Raw genomic sequence first — 19,591 nt, 5'->3', positions numbered from 1 at the left:
GCAGTCATAGCCCGGCAAGGGCGTGCAGCGCGGGGTTGTCGATCTGGCCGGCAAGCAGCTTCGCCGCCGCCGCGCTCGCACCGTCGCCGAGCGCCGCGCGGTGCAGGCAGGCGCGCACCGTCAGTTCGCGCATGCCGCTGCGCGCAGCGAGGTCCTGCATTTCGTTGATCCAGGCCGAGGCCTGGGGCATGGCTTGTGCCACAGCGACATCACACAGCGCGTCGAGGGCATATGCCTTGGCCCACAGGTAGGCATCAGGAAGGCGTATGCAGCGCGTCAATGCGTCAGCGAGTATTTCGACGGCGCGCTGCGGTTCCCCGCGCGCCATCGCCACGCGCCCCAGGCCTCGGCCGGCAATGCCTTCCCAGCATGGGTCGCTGAGCTGGCAGCCGAGCGCGAAGGCATGCTCGTAGCGGTTCGCGGCCGCATCCACGTCGCCGCGCAGCAGGTCGATCTCGGCCCGCAGCGATTGCGGCCACGGCACAAAGGCGGTCCAGCCTTGCCGGGCCAGTGCCACCGAGCGGTCCAGGGCGTCGGCGGCGGCCTCGGGTTCACCGTGCAGCAGCAGCGCGCGGCCCAGCATGGACAGCGCGTAGGCAAGTTGCCGGCTGTCGCCGACGCTAGCAGCCAGCACCTCTGCTTCGCGTAGCTGGCTGATGGCGGCTGTGTAATGCGCAGTGTCACTGAGCGCAGCGCCCTGCACGGTGGCAATGCGCGCTTGCTCCGCGTGGTCGCCGGCTGCCATCGGCGTCGCGCGTTGCAGCCAGGCCAGCGTGCGTTCATAGCGGCCGCGCAGGAATTCGACGTAGCCGAGCTCGCGGCACGCGGCGGCGGCGAGTGCCGGCGAAGCCTCGTGGCCGACCTCCAGTGCTTCGTGAAGCGCCGTAGCGCCCTCTTCGTCGCGTCCGCGGGCGGCATGCACCAGCGCGCCGCCCAGGGCCACACGCGTGCGCGCGCGCAGCGCCGCGTCGCCGGTGGCATCGGCTTCCACGATCGCGCGGCGCAGGCATTGCAGGCCGGCATCGAGCGCGCCGGCGCTGATCGCCGCCTCCCCGGCTTCCAGCTGTGCCAGCGCCGCGGCGCGCCCGGTGGCGGGCCGCGCGGTGGGCGCTGCGGTGAGCGTGCGCAGGGCGGCGTCCAGCGTGGCGCCGGGTTGCACGCCGAGTTCGCGCTGGAACAATTCACGGCAGGCTGCGGCCTGGCGCGCGGCGCCCACGCCGTCACCCGCGGCCGCGAGGCTGCGCACCAGCAAAGCCTGGTAGTTCTCGTCAAGCGGGTTGTGCCGTACCAGTCGGCCGGCCAGCGCGGCTGCTTCTGTCATGGCGCCCGCGGCCATGCGAGCCAGTGCGGCTTCGCGCAGCACGGCTTCGGCGGCGGCCTGCAGATGGCGGCGCTCCGTGGCAAGCCAGACCTCGAAGGCCGGGCTGCCGGAAAAATTCATGCCTTCCAGCAACTCGTGATCCAGGCCGGGCACATACAGGGCTTGCGCCCAGCTACCCGACAGCACGGCGCTGAGGTCGACGTAGGTGGCAGGCTCCAGTGAAAGCGCCAGCAGATCGCCGCGCAAATCTGCGGTGCCGAGCAGGCGCCGCAGCTCGCTAAGGTTCCAGCGCAGGGCGGCCAGCGGATCTTCGGCATCCTCGAACAGCAGCTGCGCCAGGTGCTTGCGGCTGACCGGCGCATCGCTGCGGACCAGGTAGGCGAGCAGGCCCCAGACTTTGTGCCCGCGTGGCGCCGGCACGGGCTGGCCTCCGCGCTCCGCCCGCGGCGGGCCGAGCAGGTGGATGGCCAGCCCCAAAGGCGGCGCGTCGTTCGGGGCTGGCGAGTTCACCGGCGGCCTCAGGCTTCGGCGGTGGTGGGGTCTATGGTGGTGGTGACTCGCGAGACGGTGTCCGCCGGAAAGCCACCCCTGCGCGCGTGTTCCTTCACGAGTTCCTCGCTGGCCGCGTTGTAGATGCAGTACATCTTGCCGCCCGTCACATAGCTTTGCACCCACTGCACATCAGGCCCCAGTTCCTGCAGCACACCGCAGGATTTCTGGGAGATGGATTGCAGCTCGGCGGGCTTCAGGGTCCCGAGTCCGGGGATGGCACGTTCGATCACGAATTTGGGCATAACAGGCTCCGTTAAGTTAGTGGAGACCCGAAGATAGGCAGTGTACGTGTGAGCCGGCGTGTGAGAAAGACGCCCGGATCGAATCAATAAGGGGAATGGCGCGGTGTCGGCCTATCCGATTTGTACCCGTTTTCTTACAAATCGGCCGGAGCGGATGCGTTGTTCGTGGATAGCATCGGAGTGTGTGCCCCCTGACCGGCTGCTGCAACATCCCCCACTTTCAAAAAAACATGATGAATCGCTCCCCTTTGCTCCTTTTGCCACACCGAGTTCTGCGCGGAGCTGCTATTGCGGCTGCCGGGCTGTGCGCGGCCCTGCCGGCCTTTGCCGGCGGCAACACTGAGCCGCTCACCGACATCCTTTCTTCGCCGGGCAGTGTCGGGCTGGGCCTCGTGACCCGGATCGAGCGTTCGCCCTACAAGGATGCCGGCACGCGCTACGACCTGTTGCCGCTTTACCTGTATGAGGGCGAGCGGCTTTTCCTGCATGCCAACCGGGGCGGCATCAAGCTGCTCAACGGCACCGAGCGGCGCCTGGACCTTTTTGTGGAGCAGCGCCTGGAGGGCTTTCCGACCGAGCGCCTGCCCGCCAGCCTGGCCGGCATGTCGCCGCGCGACTCGGGCCTGGACCTGGGCCTGGCCTACCGCTGGCGCCAGCCCTGGGGCACGTTGCAGGCGGAGCTGGTGCATGACATCAGCAACACCTACAAGGGCAACGAGTTCCGTCTGGGCTACACCTACGACTGGCGCTCGGGCCCCTGGATGTTGCGCCCCAGTGTGACCGTGGGGGTGCGCGACGCCAGGCTCAACAACTATTACTACGGCGTGCAGGCCAGTGAGGCAACGGCCGGGCGGCCTGCTTATGCGCCGGGCTCGGGCGTGCAGACCTCGATTGGCCTTTACGGCTCTTATGACCTCACGGAGCGCTGGCGCCTGCTGGCCGGTGTGTCGGCCACCTTGCTGGACAACAAGACCAAGAACAGCCCCATCGTGCAAAAGAGCGTGCTGCCCGCCGTGTATATCGGCGCGGCCTATGACTTTGGCGGCCACAAGCGCGAGTGGGCAGAAGACGGCTCGCCCACCTACTTCAAGCTGCTGTACGGCAAGTCAACCGAAGATGGCTGCCACCTGGCCAAGATCATCACGGCGCAGTGCCTGTCGACGGCGAAGGTCAATTCGACCMGCATYACCGGCATTCAGGTSGGCAAGCCCTTCCTGAACAACGTGAACGGCTGGCCGCTCGACTTCATCGGCTAYGTGGGCCTCACGCACCACAACGAGCGGGGCCTGCAGGCCAATGGCGTGCAACTGGACCTGTTCATGAAAGCCGTTTACTCGGGCTTCCCGTGGAGCGACCGGGTCAAGACGCGGCTGGGATTGGGCGTGGGCGTCTCCATGGCGCAGCGGGCGCCTTACATCGAGTCGTCCAGCCTGGCGGCAAACGGCAAGTCGGCCTCGCGCATGCTTAACTACCTGGACCCGACCATTGACGTGAGCCTGGGCGACCTGATCGGCTACCGGCCGCTCAAGGACACCTTTATAGGCTTTGGTGTGTCGCACCGCTCGGGCATTTTTGGTTCGTCGCGCCTGCTGGGCAACGTCAACGGCGGCTCCAACTACATTTACACCTACGTTGAAACCGCGCTTTGAGTCGTTTTGCTATTGATTTAATAGCTGCTTGCGCAATACCATAATGGCTTTCGGCCTGATTTGAATGAAAATCAGGCGTAGACTGCCCGGACCGGCACAGCCGGCTGGTTCTGCACATTGCTGGTGGCAATCACGCCGCCACCCAGGCAGACATCGCCCTGGTAGAGCACAGCCGACTGGCCCGGCGTCACCGCCCACTGGGCATCGGCAAACACCAGTTCGCAGGCCGCGCCGGTAGCGCTGCGCAGTTCGCAGGGCGCGTCGGCCTGCCGGTAGCGTGTTTTGGCCGCCATGACACCGGGCGTCGGTGCATGTCCCGCCACCCAGCTGCAGTCCTGTGCCTGAAGCACCGTGGATTGCAGCCAGGGGTGATCATGGCCCTGAACCACCCACAGCGTGTTCGTTTCAAGGTCCTTGCGTGCCACAAACCAGGGTTCGTGCTCGCCCACGCCGCGTAACCCGCGTGCCTGCACGGCCTTGAGCTCGGCCCCTTTGGCCTTCACGCCGCCTATGCCCAGGCCCTGGCGCTGCCCCAGCGTGTAGAAAGACAGGCCCACATGCTCACCGAGCACGCGGCCCTTGTCGTTCTTGATGGGGCCGGGCTCTTTGGCAATGTAGCGATTCAAAAATTCGCGGAAAGGCCGCTCGCCGATAAAGCAGATGCCCGTGGAGTCTTTTTTCTTCGCGTTGGGCAGGCCGATCTCGTCGGCAATGCGCCGGACTTCGGTCTTGCGCAGCTCACCCACAGGGAACAGCGTTTTGGAGAGCTGTGACTGGTTCAGCCGGTGCAAAAAATAGCTTTGATCTTTGGCCGGGTCCAGGCCCTTGAGCAGTTCGTGCAGGCCGGTGGCTTCATTGCGACGCACCCGCGCATAGTGGCCGGTCGCGATTTTTTCGGCGCCCAGGCGCATGGCATGGTCCAGAAATGCCTTGAACTTGATTTCGGCGTTGCACAGGATGTCGGGGTTGGGCGTACGGCCAGCCTGGTATTCGCGCAGGAACTCGGCGAAGACGCGGTCCTTGTAGTCGGCTGCGAAGTTGACGTGCTCGATCTCGATGCCGATCACGTCGGCCACGGCGGCGGCGTCGACAAAATCGATGTTGGACGAGCAGAACTCGCTGTCGTCGTCATCTTCCCAGTTCTTCATGAAGATGCCGATAACCTCGTGCCCCTGCTGCTTGAGCAGGTGCGCCGTCACGGCGGAGTCCACGCCTCCGCTCAGGCCAACAACGATCCGTTGCCGCTTGCCGTCGTGGCTGTGTGTGTTGATTTGCGGGTTGCCCATGGCTCTATTGTAAAAAGATGAAAGCGTTTGCGCCTGCTGAGGCTTTCCGGCCCTGCTGGCCGTGCGGCCGGCGGCACAATGGAACTCCCTTTCTTGCAGGAGCTGCCACTTTGCAACGACGTCAATTTCTTTCCCGCACCGGGCAGGCCGTCACGGCCGCCGGCATCGCCACCGGGTTGCCATGGCTTTCGTCACTGGCCCAGGCTGCGGGCCTCAAACCCGTGGGCAAGGCCCAAGCCTTCGATTACGCGATGCTCAAGGGCCAGGCGCGCGACCTGGCCGCCAAACCCTACCGGCCCCGGCCTGCGGCCTTGCCGGCCGGTATTTCGGACTTGAACTGGGACCAGCACCAGGCCATCCGCTTTAGGGACGACCATGCCTTGTGGGGCGATGACAAGCTGCGCTTCGTGGCCAAATTTTTTCACCTCGGCCTATTCTTCAAGACGCCGGTGCGCATGCATGAAGTGAGCAATGGCCAGGCACAGGAACTGGCCTATGACCCGGCCATGTTTGATTACGGAAAAAGCGGCGTGCGGGGCGACAAATTGCCCGTCGATCTCGGTTTTGCCGGCTTCCGGCTGAACTTCCACACCGATCCGGTGCGTGACGTGGCGGCCTTCCTTGGCGCAAGCTACTTTCGCGCGGTGGGAGGCGAATGGCAGTATGGCCAGTCGGCACGGGGCCTGGCCATCGACACGGCGCAAACTTTCCCGGAAGAGTTTCCGGATTTCATCGGCTACTGGCTCGAAAAGCCGGACCCGAAAGCGGCTTCACTGACCGTCTACGCCCTGCTGGACTCGCCGAGTGTCAGCGGCGCCTACCGCTTTGTGATCACGCCGGGCGACACGCAGGTCATGGACCTGGACGTGGCGCTGTATCCGCGCAAAACCATTGACCGCATGGGCATCGCGCCGTGCACCAGCATGTTCCAGACCGGCGAAAACGACAAACGCATGGGCTGGGACTGGCGCGGCGAAATCCACGACACCGACGGCCTGGCCATGCACAGCGGCACGGGCGAATGGCTGTGGCGTCCACTGACCAATCCGGCGCAATTGCAGTTCAACGCCTTCCAGGACGAGAACCCGCGCGGTTTTGGCCTGATGCAGCGCGATCGCAACTTTGACCACTACCAGGACGACGGCGTGTTCTATGAAAAACGCCCGAGCCTGTGGGTTGAGCCCAAGGCGGGCTGGGGTGCGGGCGCGATACAGCTGGTGGAAATTCCGACCGCGGACGAAACCTTTGACAACATCGTGGCCTTCTGGAACCCCAGGGACAAGCCGCAGGCAGGGCAGGAGTTGCTGTTTTCCTACCGGCTGCACTGGGGGGGCGAACCGCCCGCCGCGCAAGGGCCGCTGGCGCGCTGTGTGGCCACACGTACCGGCCTCGGCGGCGTGGTCGGGCAAAAGCGCACCGCCTACACGCGGCGTTTTGCCGTCGATTTTGCGGGCGGCGACTTTGCCTTGCTGAACCGCGGGGCCCAGGTCAAAGCCGTGATCACCGCTTCGCGCGGCACGATTGAATTGACGTCGGCCCGGCCGCTGGACGCCATCAAGGGGTGGCGTGCCATGTTCGACCTGCGCCCCGATGGCGACAGCACGGCACCCATCAACCTGCGCATGCATTTGCAGGTCGACGGCCAGTCATTGACGGAGACCTGGTTGTACCAGTGGACGCCGCCGCCGGTGGCGCAACGAATTCTTTATTGAGGATTGCGCTGGCTGTCAGCGGGAAAGCGGGGTCCCGTTGGCGCTGCCAAATCATCCACGGCAGCGGTGCTTCCTACTTCTGGTTCAGCGGTGCATGCACGCTGGCATCCGTGGTCACCAGATCAAGCGGGAAGCGCCTGCCTGCCAGGTAATCTTCCATGCAGGTCAACAAGAGAGGGCTTCGGTGCATGTGAGCGCTTGCTCTTATTTCGTCGGCCGTCAGCCAGACCGTGCGCACAATGCCCTCATCCAGCGCCTGGCCTGCCACGTGCTCGCCCAGTTCGCCGCAGAACGCAAAGCGCAGGTAGGTGATGTCTTCGGATTCTTCCTGCCCGATGAGGGCCCGCTCAAAGCGGGAGAGATAGACACCCACAATGGCGGTGGGCGTGAAATGGAAGGCGGTTTCTTCCAGTGTTTCGCGCACGCAACCCTCAAAGGGACTTTCACCGGGATCCAGGTGGCCGGCGGGGTTGTTGAGCTTCAGGCCGTCCCGCGTTTCCTCTTCGACCAGCAGGAACCTGGAGACACCGCCCGTCTTTTTTTCAATCACCGCAGCGACCGTGACGCTGGGTTTCCATCGTTTAATCATGCGCCGGATTATCCGTGGCCTTGATGACCGGGGTCCTGACCGGCCGGCCAGGTGTGTTTGCTAGCCGAAAATCCGGCAGCGAAACTCTCGCGCAAATGTGCCACAAGGCATTGCACCGCCTTGGGCACTTGCTGCGACCAGGGCCTGAGGGCGTAAATGCGCTCGCCGAAAAATCCCTGCACCTGCCACTCGGGCAGCACCTGCACAAGCGGCGACGGCGATGGCACCGCGCTGCCACCCGCAGGTGCGCTGAAATCCGGCAGCAGGCCGATGCCCAGGCCCGCCACCAGCGCTTCGCGCAGCACTTCGCTGTTGTTGGCCTTCAGTGTGCCCGTGATGTTCACGCCAACTTGCTCGCGGGATTTGCGCTTGCCGCTGCGCACGAAGGTCCAGCTGGCGGTGTTGTGGTTGCCCAGGTAAAGCAGGCAATCGTGCGCGGCCAGGTCTGACGGCTGCGCAGGCACGCCGCGGCGCGCCAGGTAGTCGGGGCTGGCCAGCAGGATGGAGCGCGTTTCGCACAACACCCAGGCCACATGGGTGTCGGGCGGCGCATTCGTGTGTCGTATCGCCAGGTCGAAGCCTTCATTGGCAAGGTTGACAAAGCGGTCGGTGAGTTCCAGTTCGATATGGATCTCGGGATAGCGCTTGAGGAAGGCCGCAACGCAGGGCGCCAGGTGCTGACGCCCGAGCGCGACAGGTGCTGTCACGCGGATCAGCCCGCGCGGGGTTTCCACCAGGTCCTTCACGGCGGAATAGCTCTCGCTGATGCGGTTAAACGCCGGCTGCATGTCGTTCACCAATTGCTGGCCAGCCTCCGTCAGGCCTACGGAGCGCGTGGTGCGTCGCACCAGCGTCACGCCGGCGGCGCGCTCCAGCTCACTGATGCGCATGCTGGCCGAGGCCTTGGACATCCCGAGGCGGCGCGCCGCTTCGGTAAAGCTGCGTGTAGCCGCCAGGATGGTCAGCAGGTGAAGATCGGCGACAAGGGGCGATAGCTGGTCGGAAGACATGGAGGTCGAGAGGTCTATTGTTCAAAAATATGAACAATGTAATCACAAAACGGGGCATTATCAATTCGGCTGCGCAGCCCTAGACTGCGGTGAACCCCCAACGGCCAGTCCGGTGCCGCCACCTTTCAAGGATTGCAAAATGTCTTTATCCCCTGCTGCCTCCGCTTCACAAGCCACCATCGGCCACTACCTGAATGGCCGTGTGGCCGCGCCGTCTTCCGGGCGTAGCCAGGAAGTCTTCAACCCTGCAACGGGCGCGGTGTCGGGTTATGTCGCGCTTGCCAGCGGAACGGAGGTCGATGCGGCCGTGGCGTCAGCCCAGGCCGCCTTTCCCGCCTGGGCCGACACGCCGCCACTGCGCCGCGCGCGCGTGCTGTTCAAGTTCCTGGAACTGCTCAACCTGAACAAGGACAAGCTGGCCCACATGATCACCGCCGAGCACGGCAAGGTGTTCACCGACGCCCAAGGCGAGGTCTCGCGCGGCATCGACATTGTTGAATTCGCCTGCGGCATTCCGCAGCTGCTCAAGGGCGACTTCACCGACCAGGTTTCCACCGGCATCGACAACTGGACGCTGCGCCAGCCGCTGGGTGTGGTGGCCGGCATCACGCCCTTCAATTTCCCGGTGATGGTGCCGATGTGGATGTTCCCGGTGGCGATTGCCGCCGGCAACTGCTTTGTGCTCAAGCCCAGTCCCATCGACCCCAGCCCCAGCCTTTTCATGGCCGACCTGCTCAAGCAAGCCGGCTTGCCCGACGGCGTCTTCAACGTGGTGCAGGGCGATAAAGAGGCGGTCGACGCCCTGCTGGTGCACCCGGACGTGAAGGCCGTGTCCTTTGTTGGCTCCACACCGATCGCGAACTACATCTACGAAACCGGCGCACGCCACGGCAAGCGCGTGCAGGCACTGGGCGGCGCGAAGAACCACATGGTGGTCATGCCCGACGCCGACCTGGAGCAGGCGGTGGACGCATTGATCGGCGCGGGCTACGGCTCGGCCGGCGAACGCTGCATGGCGATCTCTGTGGCTGTGCTGGTGGGCAATGTGGCCGAAAAACTCATTCCCATGCTGGAAGCGCGCGCCAAAACACTGGTGATCAAAAACGGTGTGGAGCTTGACGCTGAAATGGGCCCCATCGTCACATCGGCCGCGCACCAGCGCATTACCGGCTACATCGAGACGGGCGTGAAAGAAGGCGCCAAGCTGCTGGTGGACGGCCGCACCTTCACGGGCGCCAAGGCCGGCCCGGGCTGCGGCAAGGGCTTCTGGATGGGTGGCACGCTGTTTGACCATGTCACGCCCGACATGCGCATCTATAAAGAAGAGATTTTTGGCCCGGTGCTGGGCTGCGTGCACGTGAAGGACTTCGCCGAAGCGGTGAACCTGATCAATGCCCATGAATTCGGCAACGGCGTGAGCTGCTTCACCCGGGACGGCCACGTGGCCCGCGAATTCAGCCGCCGCATCCAGGTCGGCATGGTCGGCATCAACGTGCCGATCCCGGTGCCCATGGCCTGGCATGGCTTTGGTGGCTGGAAAAAAAGCCTCTTCGGCGACATGCACGCCTATGGCGAAGAGGGCGTACGTTTCTATACCAAACAAAAGTCCATCATGCAGCGCTGGCCAGAGAGCATCGGCAAGGGCGCCGAATTCGTGATGCCGACAGCCAAATAGAAATAGCACGCCAGCCATCAAGGCAAACCGGCCCCAACCGCCATGTATTGGCAGGCGGGGCTTTTTTTATTGCGTGGCTTGACTCGGGTCAAAAACTGTAGACTGCCCTGACAAAAAATTGCAGAAATCTCATGTAAGCTTCATGACAGGTACAAAAGCGGATACGCAGACAAAGACACCGAGACAGATCGCGCGCAAGCCCGCCTGCGGGCTGACGTCAATCAAACCAACACCAACGTACTGAGGAGAGACCCATGCTCATTGGGGTACCCGCCGAAATCACGGCCGGAGAAACACGCGTCGCCATCACGCCCGAAACGACCAAAAAGCTCAAGGCACAAGGGCATACCGTCCGTGTGCAGTCCGGCGCCGGGGTGGCTGCCAGCGTTCCCGATGAGGCCTACACGGCGGTCGGCGCAGAGATCACCGACGCGGCGGGCGCTTATGGCGCTGATATCGTGCTCAAGGTCCGCTGCCCGCTGGACAGTGAAATGGGCCTGGCCAAAGCCGGAGGTGTGCTGGTCGGCATGCTCAATCCTTTTGATGCCACCGGGCTGCAGCGCCTGGCTGCGGCCAAGCTGACGTCCTTCGCGCTGGAGGCCGCGCCGCGCACCAGCCGCGCGCAAAGCATGGACGTGCTGTCTTCGCAAGCCAACATCGCCGGCTACAAGGCCGTGATGATGGCCGCTGCCGAATACCAGCGCTTCTTCCCCATGCTCATGACGGCGGCCGGCACGGTCAAGGCCGCCCGCGTGGTGATCCTGGGCGTCGGCGTAGCCGGCCTGCAGGCCATCGCCACCGCCAAGCGCCTTGGCGCCGTCATTGAAGCCAGCGACGTGCGCCCGAGCGTCAAAGAGCAGGTCGAATCGTTGGGCGGTAAATTCATCGATGTGCCCTACGAGACTGACGAAGAACGCGAAGCCGCGGTCGGTGTGGGCGGCTATGCCAAGCCCATGCCGCCGAGCTGGCTCGAGCGGCAAAAGGCCGAAGTCGCCAAGCGCGTGGCGCAAGCCGACGTGGTCATCACCACAGCCTTGATCCCGGGCCGCCCGGCGCCGGTGCTGGTCACCGAAGACATGGTCAAGGCCATGAAGCCCGGCAGCGTGATCGTCGACCTGGCCGCACCGCAAGGCGGCAACTGCCCGCTGACCGAACCCGGCAAGACCGTGGTCAAGCACGGCGTGACGCTGATCGGCCAGACCAACGTACCGGCCCTTGTCGCGGCGGATGCCAGCGCGCTCTATGCCCGCAACCTGCTCGACTTCCTCAAGCTCATCATCACCAAGGAAGGCACGCTCAATGTCGACCTGGAAGACGACATCGTCGCAGCCTGCCTGATGACGCAGGGCGGCGAGGTCAAGAAGAAGTAACCCTTTCGGGACCCATCGGATCAATTGGATTTAATCGGACAAGCCGGGCTCACGCCCGCGTAGTCCCTCACGGAGAAGACCATGGATGCAGTGTCACCCACCATCATCAACCTGATTATTTTTGTGCTGGCCATCTACGTGGGTTACCACGTGGTGTGGACCGTCACGCCGGCGTTGCACACACCGCTGATGGCGGTGACCAATGCGATTTCGGCCATCGTGATCGTAGGCGCCATGCTCGCGGCTGCACTGACCGAAACACCACTGGGCAAAACCATGGGCGTGCTGGCCGTGGCGCTGGCGGCCGTCAACATCTTCGGCGGCTTTCTGGTGACGCGCCGGATGCTGGAGATGTTCCGCAAGAAAGAAAAAAAAGTCGCCGCGCCCGCTGAAGGAGCCGCCAAATGAGCATGAATCTCGTCACGCTGCTGTACCTGGTAGCCTCCGTTTGCTTCATTCAGGCGCTCAAGGGCCTGTCACACCCTACCAGCTCAATCCGCGGCAACCTGTTCGGCATGGCCGGCATGGCCATTGCCGCGCTGACCACCGCAGCACTGATCGTCGAAATCTCGGGGGGCAAGGCCCTCGGCATGGGTTACGTTCTGTTGGGCCTGGTGGTCGGCGGAGGCTATGGCGCTTGGCGCGCCAAGACGGTCGAAATGACCAAGATGCCCGAGCTGGTGGCGTTCTTTCACAGCATGATCGGTTTGGCTGCGGTCTTTATCGCTGTGGCCGCCGTTGCCGAGCCATACGCTTTTGGCATCGCCGCCAAAGGCAACCCCATCCCCACCGGCAACCGGCTGGAGCTGTTTCTCGGCGCCGCCATTGGCGCCATCACCTTCAGCGGCTCGGTGATCGCCTTCGGCAAACTGTCGGGCACTTACAAGTTCCGCCTGTTCCAGGGCGCACCTGTGCAGTTTGCCGGCCAGCACAAGCTGAACCTGGTGCTGGGCCTGGTGACCATCGGCCTGGGGCTGGTGTTCATGTTCACGGGCAGCTGGCCCGCCTTCTTCGCGATGCTGGCAATGAGCTTCGTCATGGGCGTGCTGATCATCATTCCGATCGGCGGCGCCGACATGCCGGTGGTGGTGTCCATGCTCAACAGCTACTCGGGCTGGGCCGCGGCCGGTATCGGTTTTTCGCTCAACAACTCCATGCTGATCATTGCCGGCTCGCTGGTCGGCTCGTCGGGCGCCATCCTCTCGTACATCATGTGCAAGGCGATGAACCGCTCCTTCTTCAACGTGATCCTGGGCGGCTTCGGCGGTGAGGCCGGCACCGCCGCCGTAGGCGCCAAAGAGCAGCGCCCCGTCAAGTCGGGCTCTGCCGACGACGCTGCCTTCATCCTGGGCAATGCGGAGACCGTGATCATCGTGCCGGGCTACGGCCTGGCCGTGGCGCGCGCCCAGCACTCGGTCAAAGAGCTGGCGCAAAAGCTCATCGACAAGGGCGTCAACGTCAAATACGCGATCCACCCGGTGGCCGGCCGCATGCCCGGCCACATGAACGTGTTGCTGGCCGAGGCCGAAGTGCCTTACGACCAGGTGCATGAAATGGAAGACATCAACGCCGAGTTCGGCCAGGCCGACGTCGCCATCATCCTGGGTGCCAACGACGTGGTGAACCCCGCCGCGCACGTCAAGGGCAGTGCCATCTACGGCATGCCCATCCTGGAGGCCTACAAGGCCAAGACGGTCATCGTCAACAAGCGTTCCATGGCGGCCGGCTACGCAGGCCTGGACAACGAACTCTTCTACATGGACAAGACCATGATGGTGTTCGGGGACGCCAAAAAGGTGATCGAAGACATGGGCAAGGCCATCGAGTAATCGCTGGCCGCCGGGTTTTCCCGCGGCGGCGAGCCGCGGGCGCACCCCGATTTAGAGAGGCTTCCCTCCTGATTTCCCGGGTTTCCTAGGGAAAACGCAATAGCCACGAAGAGGGCACGCCATGAGAATCCATGGCAGTAAGCAATACGTAATGGAGAAGACAAACATGAATGCAGCGACCCTTGACCGCCCATGGCTCAAAGCCTATCCGCCGGGCGTTCCTACCGATATCGACGCGTCCCAGTACCCGTCGCTGGTCGCATTGATGGAGGAAAGCTTCAAGAAACACGGCAGCCGCGTCGCCTACAGCTTCATGGGCAAGGACGTGACCTTCGGCCAGACCGACAGCCTGTCGCTCGCCTTCGGCGCCTACCTGCAGAGCTTGGGCCTGGCTAAGGGCGACCGCGTTGCCATCATGATGCCCAACGTACCGCAGTACCCGGTGGCGGTGGCCGCCATCCTGCGCGCCGGCTATGTGGTGGTCAATGTGAACCCGCTGTACACGCCGCGCGAACTGGAGCATCAGCTCAAGGATTCGGGCGCCAAGGCGATCGTCATCATCGAAAACTTCGCCAACACGCTCGAGCAATGCATTGCCGCCACGCCCGTCAAGCACGTGGTGTTGTGCGCCATGGGTGACCAGCTGGGCATGCTCAAGGGTGCGCTCGTCAACTACGTGGTGCGCAACGTCAAGAAGATGGTGCCGGCCTTCAACCTGCCCGGCGCCGTGCGTTTTAACGACGCTGTGGCGCAGGGCACGCGCCTGACGCTCAAGCGGCCCGACATCAAACCAGACGACGTGGCCGTGCTGCAATACACCGGCGGCACCACAGGTGTCTCCAAGGGCGCCGTTCTGCTGCACCGCAACGTGATCGCCAATGTGCTGCAGTCCGAAGCCTGGAACAGCCCGGCCATGGCGGCCCTGCCGGCCGGCGAGCAGCTCACGTATGTCTGCGCGCTACCGCTGTACCACATCTTCGCGTTCACCGTGAACATGATGCTGGGCATGCGCACCGGCAGCAAAAACATCCTGATCCCCAATCCGCGTGACCTGACGGCCGTGCTTAAAGAGCTCTCCAGGCACAAGATCAACAGCTTCCCCGCGGTCAATACCCTGTTCAATGGCCTGGCGAATCACCCGGACTTCAACACCGTGGACTGGTCGCACCTGAAGATTTCACTGGGTGGCGGCATGGCTGTGCAAGGCGCGGTGGCCAAGCTGTGGCTCGAGAAAACCGGCTGCCCGGTCTGCGAAGGTTACGGCCTTTCCGAGACATCACCCTCGGCCAGCTGCAACCCGACCAACAGCAAGGCCTTCACCGGCACCATCGGTGTGCCGATTCCCGGCACTTACTTCAAGCTGCTCGATGACGACGGCAATGAAGTCCCGCAAGGCCAGCCCGGCGAAATCGCCATCAAGGGTCCGCAGGTCATGGCCGGCTACTGGCAGCGCCCCGACGAGACCGCCAAGGTCATGACGCCCGACGGATACTTCAAATCAGGCGACATCGGCGTGGTCGATGAAAACGGCTTCTTCAAGATCGTCGACCGCAAGAAAGACATGATCCTTGTGAGCGGCTTCAATGTCTATCCGAACGAAATTGAGGATGTAGTGGCCAAGCTCGACGGCGTGATGGAATGTGCCTGCGTAGGCGTTGCCGATGAAAAGTCCGGCGAAGCCGTGAAGCTGGTGATCGTGAAAAAGAATCCCGAGCTCACGGAAGCACAGGTGCGGGAATACTGCAAAACCAATCTCACAGGCTACAAACAACCGAAAGTGGTGGAGTTCCGTACCGATCTGCCCAAGACGCCGGTTGGCAAGATCCTGCGCCGCGAACTGCGCGACAAGAAATAAACGGCAAGTTTCAGAGCTCGCCGCGCATGCGCGGCAGGTTTTCTAGAGGGCAGCGCAAGCTGCCCTTTTTTCTGCGCCCCCGGTGTTGAAAGCGCGGGCAAAATCAGGGCATGACTTCCGTTGACATCTTCCCCCGTGCACCCACCGCCATCCTCAGCGCCCTTGCTGAAGAGCAGTCCGGCCTGATTGACCTGCTGGAAAACGCGCGGCAGGTGAAGCACGCTGGCCGCGAGTTCTGGCTTGGTGCCCTGCACGGGCACCCGGTCGTGCTGGTGCTCGCGCGTATCGGAAAAGTGGCGGCAACCACCACGGCGGTGGCGCTGATCGAGCACTTCAAGGTCGGCCGCATTGTATTCACCGGTGTGGCCGGTGGGCTGGGCGAAAGTGTGAATGTGGGCGATGTGGTGGTGGCCGACAGTTTTGTGCAGCATGACATGGACGCCTCACCGCTGTTTCCCCGCTATGAGGTTCCGCTGTATGGCAAGACGGTTTTTGAAAGCAACGCGGCTTTGACGGCGTTATTGCACGCGGCGGCGCTGGCTGCCGGTACTGTGCCGGCGTATCCGTCTGCGCGTGTCCACCGCGGGCTGATGATCAGCGGCGACCGCTTTGTCTGCGGTGCGCAGGAAGCCGCCGGTATCCGTGCGGCACTGATTGCAGCAGGCCACACGCCGCTGGCGGTCGAGATGGAGGGTGCGGCCGTGGCGCAGGTCTGCCATGACTACGGCGTGGCGTTTGCGTCGGTGAGAACGATTTCCGACCGCGCCGACGACACCGCGCACGTGGACTTTCCGGCATTTGTGGCGGAAGTGGCCAGCGTCTACGCGCGTGCCATTGTTGAGAAGTTGCTGCCGGCGATTCCCGTTTAAAGTGTTTGCTATCTATTTGATAGCTGCTCGCGCTTGTCTGTATTGGGTTGGATCCTGATTTGATACCTGGGGTGCATCCCGCGGCAGCTTGAGAGCGGCTATTTCAGCCAGCCCCGCTTGCGGAAATAGATCATCGGCACCAGTGCACTGGCCACCATCAGCGCGATCACATACGGATAAGCCGCCGGCCCCAGAAGCTGCAGTTCGGGGAAAGACATATTCATGCCGTAGATGCTGGCGATCAGCGTAGGCGGCAGCAGCGCGACGCTGGCCACCGAGAATATCTTGATGATCTTGTTCTGGTTGATATTGATGAAGCCTACCGTGGCATCCATCAAAAAGTTGATCTTGTCAAAGAGGAAGGCGGTGTGTGAATCGAGCGAGTCGATGTCGCGCAGAATCTGCCGCGCTTCCTCGAACTGCTCGGCGTTGAGCATCTTGCTGCGCATCATGAAGCTGACCGCGCGGCGCGTGTCCATCATGTTGCGGCGGATGCGGCCGTTCAGGTCTTCGTGGCGGGCAATGGCGCCCAGCACTTCGCCGGCCAGGGCGTCGGTCACGTCGCCCGACAACACCTGCGCGCTGACTTTTTCGAGCTCGACATAAACGCCTTCCAGCGTGTCGGCGGAATACTCGGCGTCGGCGTCAAACAGCTTGAGCAGCACCTCCTTGGCGTCTTCGATAAGCCCCGGGGCGCGGCGCGCGCGCATCCGCAGCAGGCGAAAAACCGGCACGTCTTCGTCGTGGATGGAAAACAGCACACCCTTGCTCTTGAGGTCGTCGTTGACCAGGTTCAGGATGAAAGCCACCCGCACGGTGCGCGGCTCTTCGTCGTCGGCAATCAGGAAGTCGGAGCGGATGTGCAGCTCGCCGTTGTCTTCCTCGTAGAAGCGCGCGGACTCTTCAATGTCCTCGTCCATCGCGTCTTCCGGAATGGACAACCCGTAGTACTGCTTGATCCAGCGTTTTTCTTCGAGGGTGGGAGACTCCAGATCCACCCAGATGGGCTGGAATTTGGAGAGTTCTTCCAGGGATTCGATTTCTTCCTGGAAAAGCCGGCCGTTGGCCAGCGTGAAAATATTGAGCATGACTGACTGCCTATCGGTTCAAGGGCCGGCACAAGGCGAACGCTCAGGCCTTGCGCGAAAGCGCGGTAAAAGGGCGGTGGGATATGGCATCGCTTTCAACCCCCTTTCAACGTGAGCCTTTGCAAGCCTGGCGTCAGTCTGCGGTGTTGAAAGCTAGCAACTAGGGCTGCTTTCCAAGGATTTCTCCGTAATGAATAAGCGGCGATTATGGCATTTCACACCTGGTTTATCCACCGCTTGCGCTACATAAAAAACTCGATGAGCTCGCTCTTTCGCGCGTAAGCGTCCTGTTCGCCCAGCGCCATCAGCGCCTTGACAAACCCCGGCTCGAACAGCAGGTAGCTGGCCAGTGCGGCGCCTCCCGGACTGCCTTTGGCGCCCAGCGCACCCAGGCCAGCCAGCGCGTTGTAGGTCCCCCGCGGTAATTCGCCGGCGTGGGCTTGCGCCAGTGCGTCGAGCGACTGTGACGGTGCAATCGCCAACACGTCGACGGGCCGGTAGGGCATGACAGCCGCGATTTCGCGCGGCATCTGCCGCACGGTTTTGCTCACGCGCTGGGCCTGCTCCACGTCGGCCTGCAGCGTGTCCTGAAACACACTGGCCATGGCATGGCCGGCAATGGCGCCCAGCGTGGGCCGGCCGCTCACGTTCGGCCCGTTGCTGCCGACGAAACCGGCGCGCTCGGGTTGCCCCACGCCGATCACCAGCACCTTGCTGGCCCCAAGGTGCAAGGCGGGTGAGAGCGGGGAGCTCTGGCGCATGGAACCATCGCCAAAGAACTCGCGGTGGCCGTCCACCCAGAGCGGCGTGGAGGGGAACAGGAAGGGAATGGCGCTGGAAGCCATCAGGTGTTCGATGGTGACGGGCTGGAACTCTGCACGCCGCCCTGGCCGGCTCCAGAGATCGGCGTGGCGGCCGGCAGCCATCTGGCAGAACGTCCAGTGCACGCCGCTGCTGTAGCTGGAGGCCGTGATGGCCAGCGCGTGAAGGGTTTTATCCTGCAGCACCTGCTCGATGTGGCCCAGCGAAATGGCATGGTGCAAGGTGTCGACCAGCGGTGTGTTGTCCAGCAGGGATTGTTGCGCCCGCACCTGCTGCGACAAAAACAGCGCCGCCGCAATGCGGCTTGAACGGATCCACGCGGGAACCTTGAGCTGGTAAACCTGCGATGAGCGCAATGTGGTCCAGAAATTGGCCAATCGGCCGAATGCCTGCAAGCCTTCACCCGCATGGCTTGCCAGGAAAGCTGCGTTCAACGCACCGGCTGACGTGCCCACCAGGATCTTGAACGGGAATTTCGGGTCAGCCGCACCGCCCTGCACGCTGAGCATGGTTGACAGGGCGTGAAGCACTCCCGCCTGGTAGGCCGTGCGTGCGCCGCCGCCCATGAGGACAAGGGCATTTTGCGCCTCGTCAGGGCGGGTTAACGCAGAAGAAATGATGGTCTCAAGCGACATGGCCGGGCCGGGTATGCGGCGGACGTGGTGAAAGCAGGCGGGGCATGAGCTTGATCGGCTGGTGTTATGGTTTTTTCGCCATGGGGCGCTGTTTCAGTCTTTGCCATTGCCTCATTGATGGGGCCGGGCCGGCTGCGGGCAATTGTGTCAGCATGATGCCGCCGCGAAAGACTTCCTGCAAGTCCGCTGGCTTGGCCGCCACACGGTTTGACTTGGTAAAAAGCCAGAAGAATCAAAGGCCTTCAGGCGCTGCCAGGGCGGCACGCCAGCACTCAGCGCATGCAGTGAAATCGGGTCAAGGGGTTTTTCATAAGGTTTCATTATTTATTGCGGCGCAAGGTTGCAATTGCGGGGCATCGGGCGCATAGTGAATCCAAGAGAGTGTCCCCGTCCGCTGCCTCGCCTTCATGGGCCCGGCAGTGTTTTCAACCCAGCTCCAACCTTGGAAAAAGGAGTCTCTTTATGAACTTGACGATCAGCGGCCACCATCTTGAAGTTACCCCCGCGCTACGCGGTTATGTGACCAGCAAGCTGGATCGGATTACCCGGCATTTCGACCAGGTAGTAGACGTAAAAGTCCTGTTGACAGTGGACAACATGAAAGAAAAGGAAAGACGCCAGCGGGCCGAATGCAATGTGCATGTCAAGGGCCGCGACCTGTTTGCCGAGAGCTCCCACGCTGATCTTTACGCCGCAGTTGATGAATTGACAGACAAGCTGGACCGTCAGGTTGGGCGTTACAAAACCAGAACCCAGGATCACCACCACGTTGCTGCCAAGCGCCAGGCCTGAAAGTCTTTTCGGGCTGTCCCTTTTCAGAGTGCGCGGCTTCTCCTCGAAGGGCCGCATTCACCGGTGGCGTGCAGACGGAAAAACCTGCATTGCACGTTTTCTGTCGCGGCGAATCTGCAGGGCATCTGCAGGCGCGCCAAACCAGACGCCGAAGCCGCTTGTGGCGCCAAGCGGCTTTTTAATGCCTTTTTTGCGGTCAACCCGCTGCAAAGTGCATAATTCGGCGACTAAAAGATTGTTATGAACCGTCTTTCGCAAATTTTGCCCCCCTCCCAGGTTCTGGTCAGCGTTGAAG

At 62.8% G+C, this 19,591-nt stretch carries 17 protein-coding genes; 9 read left to right on the top strand and 8 right to left on the bottom strand.

Features of this window, described 5'->3' with window-relative positions:
• Nucleotides 1-4: 4 nt before the first annotated feature.
• Nucleotides 5-1,831 carry an AfsR/SARP family transcriptional regulator gene (locus AC1D1P_RS00625; protein WP_477668791.1) on the bottom strand — a complete coding sequence of 609 codons (1,827 nt, stop codon included), beginning with the start codon at nucleotides 1,829-1,831 and terminating at the stop codon, nucleotides 5-7.
• Nucleotides 1,832-1,839: 8 nt separating this feature from the next.
• Nucleotides 1,840-2,115 carry a DUF4242 domain-containing protein gene (locus tag AC1D1P_RS00620; RefSeq protein WP_477671788.1) on the bottom strand — a complete coding sequence of 92 codons (276 nt, stop codon included), beginning with the start codon at nucleotides 2,113-2,115 and terminating at the stop codon, nucleotides 1,840-1,842.
• A gap of 230 nt (nucleotides 2,116-2,345) precedes the next feature.
• Between AC1D1P_RS00620 and AC1D1P_RS00615 the strand changes: the two genes are divergently transcribed.
• The gene (locus AC1D1P_RS00615) at nucleotides 2,346-3,764 is read left to right on the top strand and encodes a MipA/OmpV family protein (RefSeq protein ID WP_477671787.1); all 1,419 of its coding nucleotides are present in this window, start codon (nucleotides 2,346-2,348) and stop codon (nucleotides 3,762-3,764) included.
• A gap of 71 nt (nucleotides 3,765-3,835) precedes the next feature.
• Here the strand turns inward: AC1D1P_RS00615 and mnmA are convergent, their stop codons facing one another.
• Nucleotides 3,836-5,050 carry a tRNA 2-thiouridine(34) synthase MnmA gene (mnmA, locus tag AC1D1P_RS00610; protein ID WP_477671786.1) on the bottom strand — a complete coding sequence of 405 codons (1,215 nt, stop codon included), beginning with the start codon at nucleotides 5,048-5,050 and terminating at the stop codon, nucleotides 3,836-3,838.
• A gap of 110 nt (nucleotides 5,051-5,160) precedes the next feature.
• Between mnmA and AC1D1P_RS00605 the strand changes: the two genes are divergently transcribed.
• Nucleotides 5,161-6,762 carry an OpgD/OpgG family glucan biosynthesis protein gene (locus AC1D1P_RS00605; RefSeq protein WP_477668787.1) on the top strand — a complete coding sequence of 534 codons (1,602 nt, stop codon included), beginning with the start codon at nucleotides 5,161-5,163 and terminating at the stop codon, nucleotides 6,760-6,762.
• Between the two features lie 73 nt (nucleotides 6,763-6,835).
• Here AC1D1P_RS00605 and AC1D1P_RS00600 read toward each other — a convergent pair whose 3' ends face one another.
• Nucleotides 6,836-7,351 carry an NUDIX hydrolase gene (locus tag AC1D1P_RS00600; protein ID WP_477668786.1) on the bottom strand — a complete coding sequence of 172 codons (516 nt, stop codon included), beginning with the start codon at nucleotides 7,349-7,351 and terminating at the stop codon, nucleotides 6,836-6,838.
• An 8-nt stretch (nucleotides 7,352-7,359) separates the two neighbouring features.
• The gene (locus tag AC1D1P_RS00595) at nucleotides 7,360-8,361 is read right to left on the bottom strand and encodes a LysR family transcriptional regulator (RefSeq protein ID WP_457281504.1); all 1,002 of its coding nucleotides are present in this window, start codon (nucleotides 8,359-8,361) and stop codon (nucleotides 7,360-7,362) included.
• Between the two features lie 139 nt (nucleotides 8,362-8,500).
• Between AC1D1P_RS00595 and AC1D1P_RS00590 the strand changes: the two genes are divergently transcribed.
• The 6 genes from AC1D1P_RS00590 to AC1D1P_RS00565 all read left to right on the top strand — a co-directional run bounded on the left by AC1D1P_RS00590 (nucleotide 8,501) and on the right by AC1D1P_RS00565 (nucleotide 15,959).
• Nucleotides 8,501-10,036 carry a CoA-acylating methylmalonate-semialdehyde dehydrogenase gene (locus AC1D1P_RS00590; RefSeq protein WP_477668785.1) on the top strand — a complete coding sequence of 512 codons (1,536 nt, stop codon included), beginning with the start codon at nucleotides 8,501-8,503 and terminating at the stop codon, nucleotides 10,034-10,036.
• A 254-nt stretch (nucleotides 10,037-10,290) separates the two neighbouring features.
• Entirely contained in the window at nucleotides 10,291-11,406 is a 1,116-nt protein-coding gene (locus tag AC1D1P_RS00585) for a Re/Si-specific NAD(P)(+) transhydrogenase subunit alpha (protein ID WP_477671785.1), read from the top strand.
• Between the two features lie 81 nt (nucleotides 11,407-11,487).
• Complete coding sequence (locus AC1D1P_RS00580; protein ID WP_011485418.1) at nucleotides 11,488-11,814, top strand: NAD(P) transhydrogenase subunit alpha part 2; 327 nt, start codon at nucleotides 11,488-11,490, stop codon at nucleotides 11,812-11,814.
• The gene (locus AC1D1P_RS00575) at nucleotides 11,811-13,235 is read left to right on the top strand and encodes an NAD(P)(+) transhydrogenase (Re/Si-specific) subunit beta (protein ID WP_477671784.1); all 1,425 of its coding nucleotides are present in this window, start codon (nucleotides 11,811-11,813) and stop codon (nucleotides 13,233-13,235) included. Before AC1D1P_RS00580 ends, AC1D1P_RS00575 begins: the two co-directional genes overlap by 4 nt.
• A 166-nt stretch (nucleotides 13,236-13,401) precedes the next feature.
• Nucleotides 13,402-15,090: a long-chain-fatty-acid--CoA ligase gene (locus AC1D1P_RS00570; protein ID WP_477668782.1), complete on the top strand. Its 1,689-nt coding sequence runs from the start codon at nucleotides 13,402-13,404 to the stop codon at nucleotides 15,088-15,090.
• Between the two features lie 110 nt (nucleotides 15,091-15,200).
• Entirely contained in the window at nucleotides 15,201-15,959 is a 759-nt protein-coding gene (locus AC1D1P_RS00565; protein ID WP_477668781.1) for a 5'-methylthioadenosine/adenosylhomocysteine nucleosidase, read from the top strand.
• Nucleotides 15,960-16,057: 98 nt separating this feature from the next.
• Here the strand turns inward: AC1D1P_RS00565 and AC1D1P_RS00560 are convergent, their stop codons facing one another.
• Nucleotides 16,058-17,047 (bottom strand): magnesium and cobalt transport protein CorA, encoded by a 990-nt coding sequence (locus AC1D1P_RS00560; RefSeq protein ID WP_477668780.1) that lies wholly within the window; start codon nucleotides 17,045-17,047, stop codon nucleotides 16,058-16,060.
• 242 nt (nucleotides 17,048-17,289) lie between these two features.
• Nucleotides 17,290-18,504 (bottom strand): patatin-like phospholipase family protein, encoded by a 1,215-nt coding sequence (locus tag AC1D1P_RS00555; protein ID WP_477668779.1) that lies wholly within the window; start codon nucleotides 18,502-18,504, stop codon nucleotides 17,290-17,292.
• Nucleotides 18,505-18,966: 462 nt separating this feature from the next.
• On the opposite strand from AC1D1P_RS00555, the gene hpf reads away from it, so the two are divergent.
• Entirely contained in the window at nucleotides 18,967-19,296 is a 330-nt protein-coding gene (gene hpf / locus AC1D1P_RS00550; protein ID WP_007872838.1) for a ribosome hibernation-promoting factor, HPF/YfiA family, read from the top strand.
• A 57-nt stretch (nucleotides 19,297-19,353) separates the two neighbouring features.
• Here hpf and AC1D1P_RS00545 read toward each other — a convergent pair.
• Nucleotides 19,354-19,591, bottom strand: a 238-nt coding sequence (locus tag AC1D1P_RS00545) for a hypothetical protein (RefSeq protein WP_477671783.1), incomplete at its 5' end; no start/stop codon positions are given.

The organism is Polaromonas sp. P1_E1_2 (assembly GCF_056406035.1).
The sequence above is the reverse complement of the archived record's forward strand: the minus strand, read 5'-3'. Positions and strand labels throughout refer to the sequence as shown.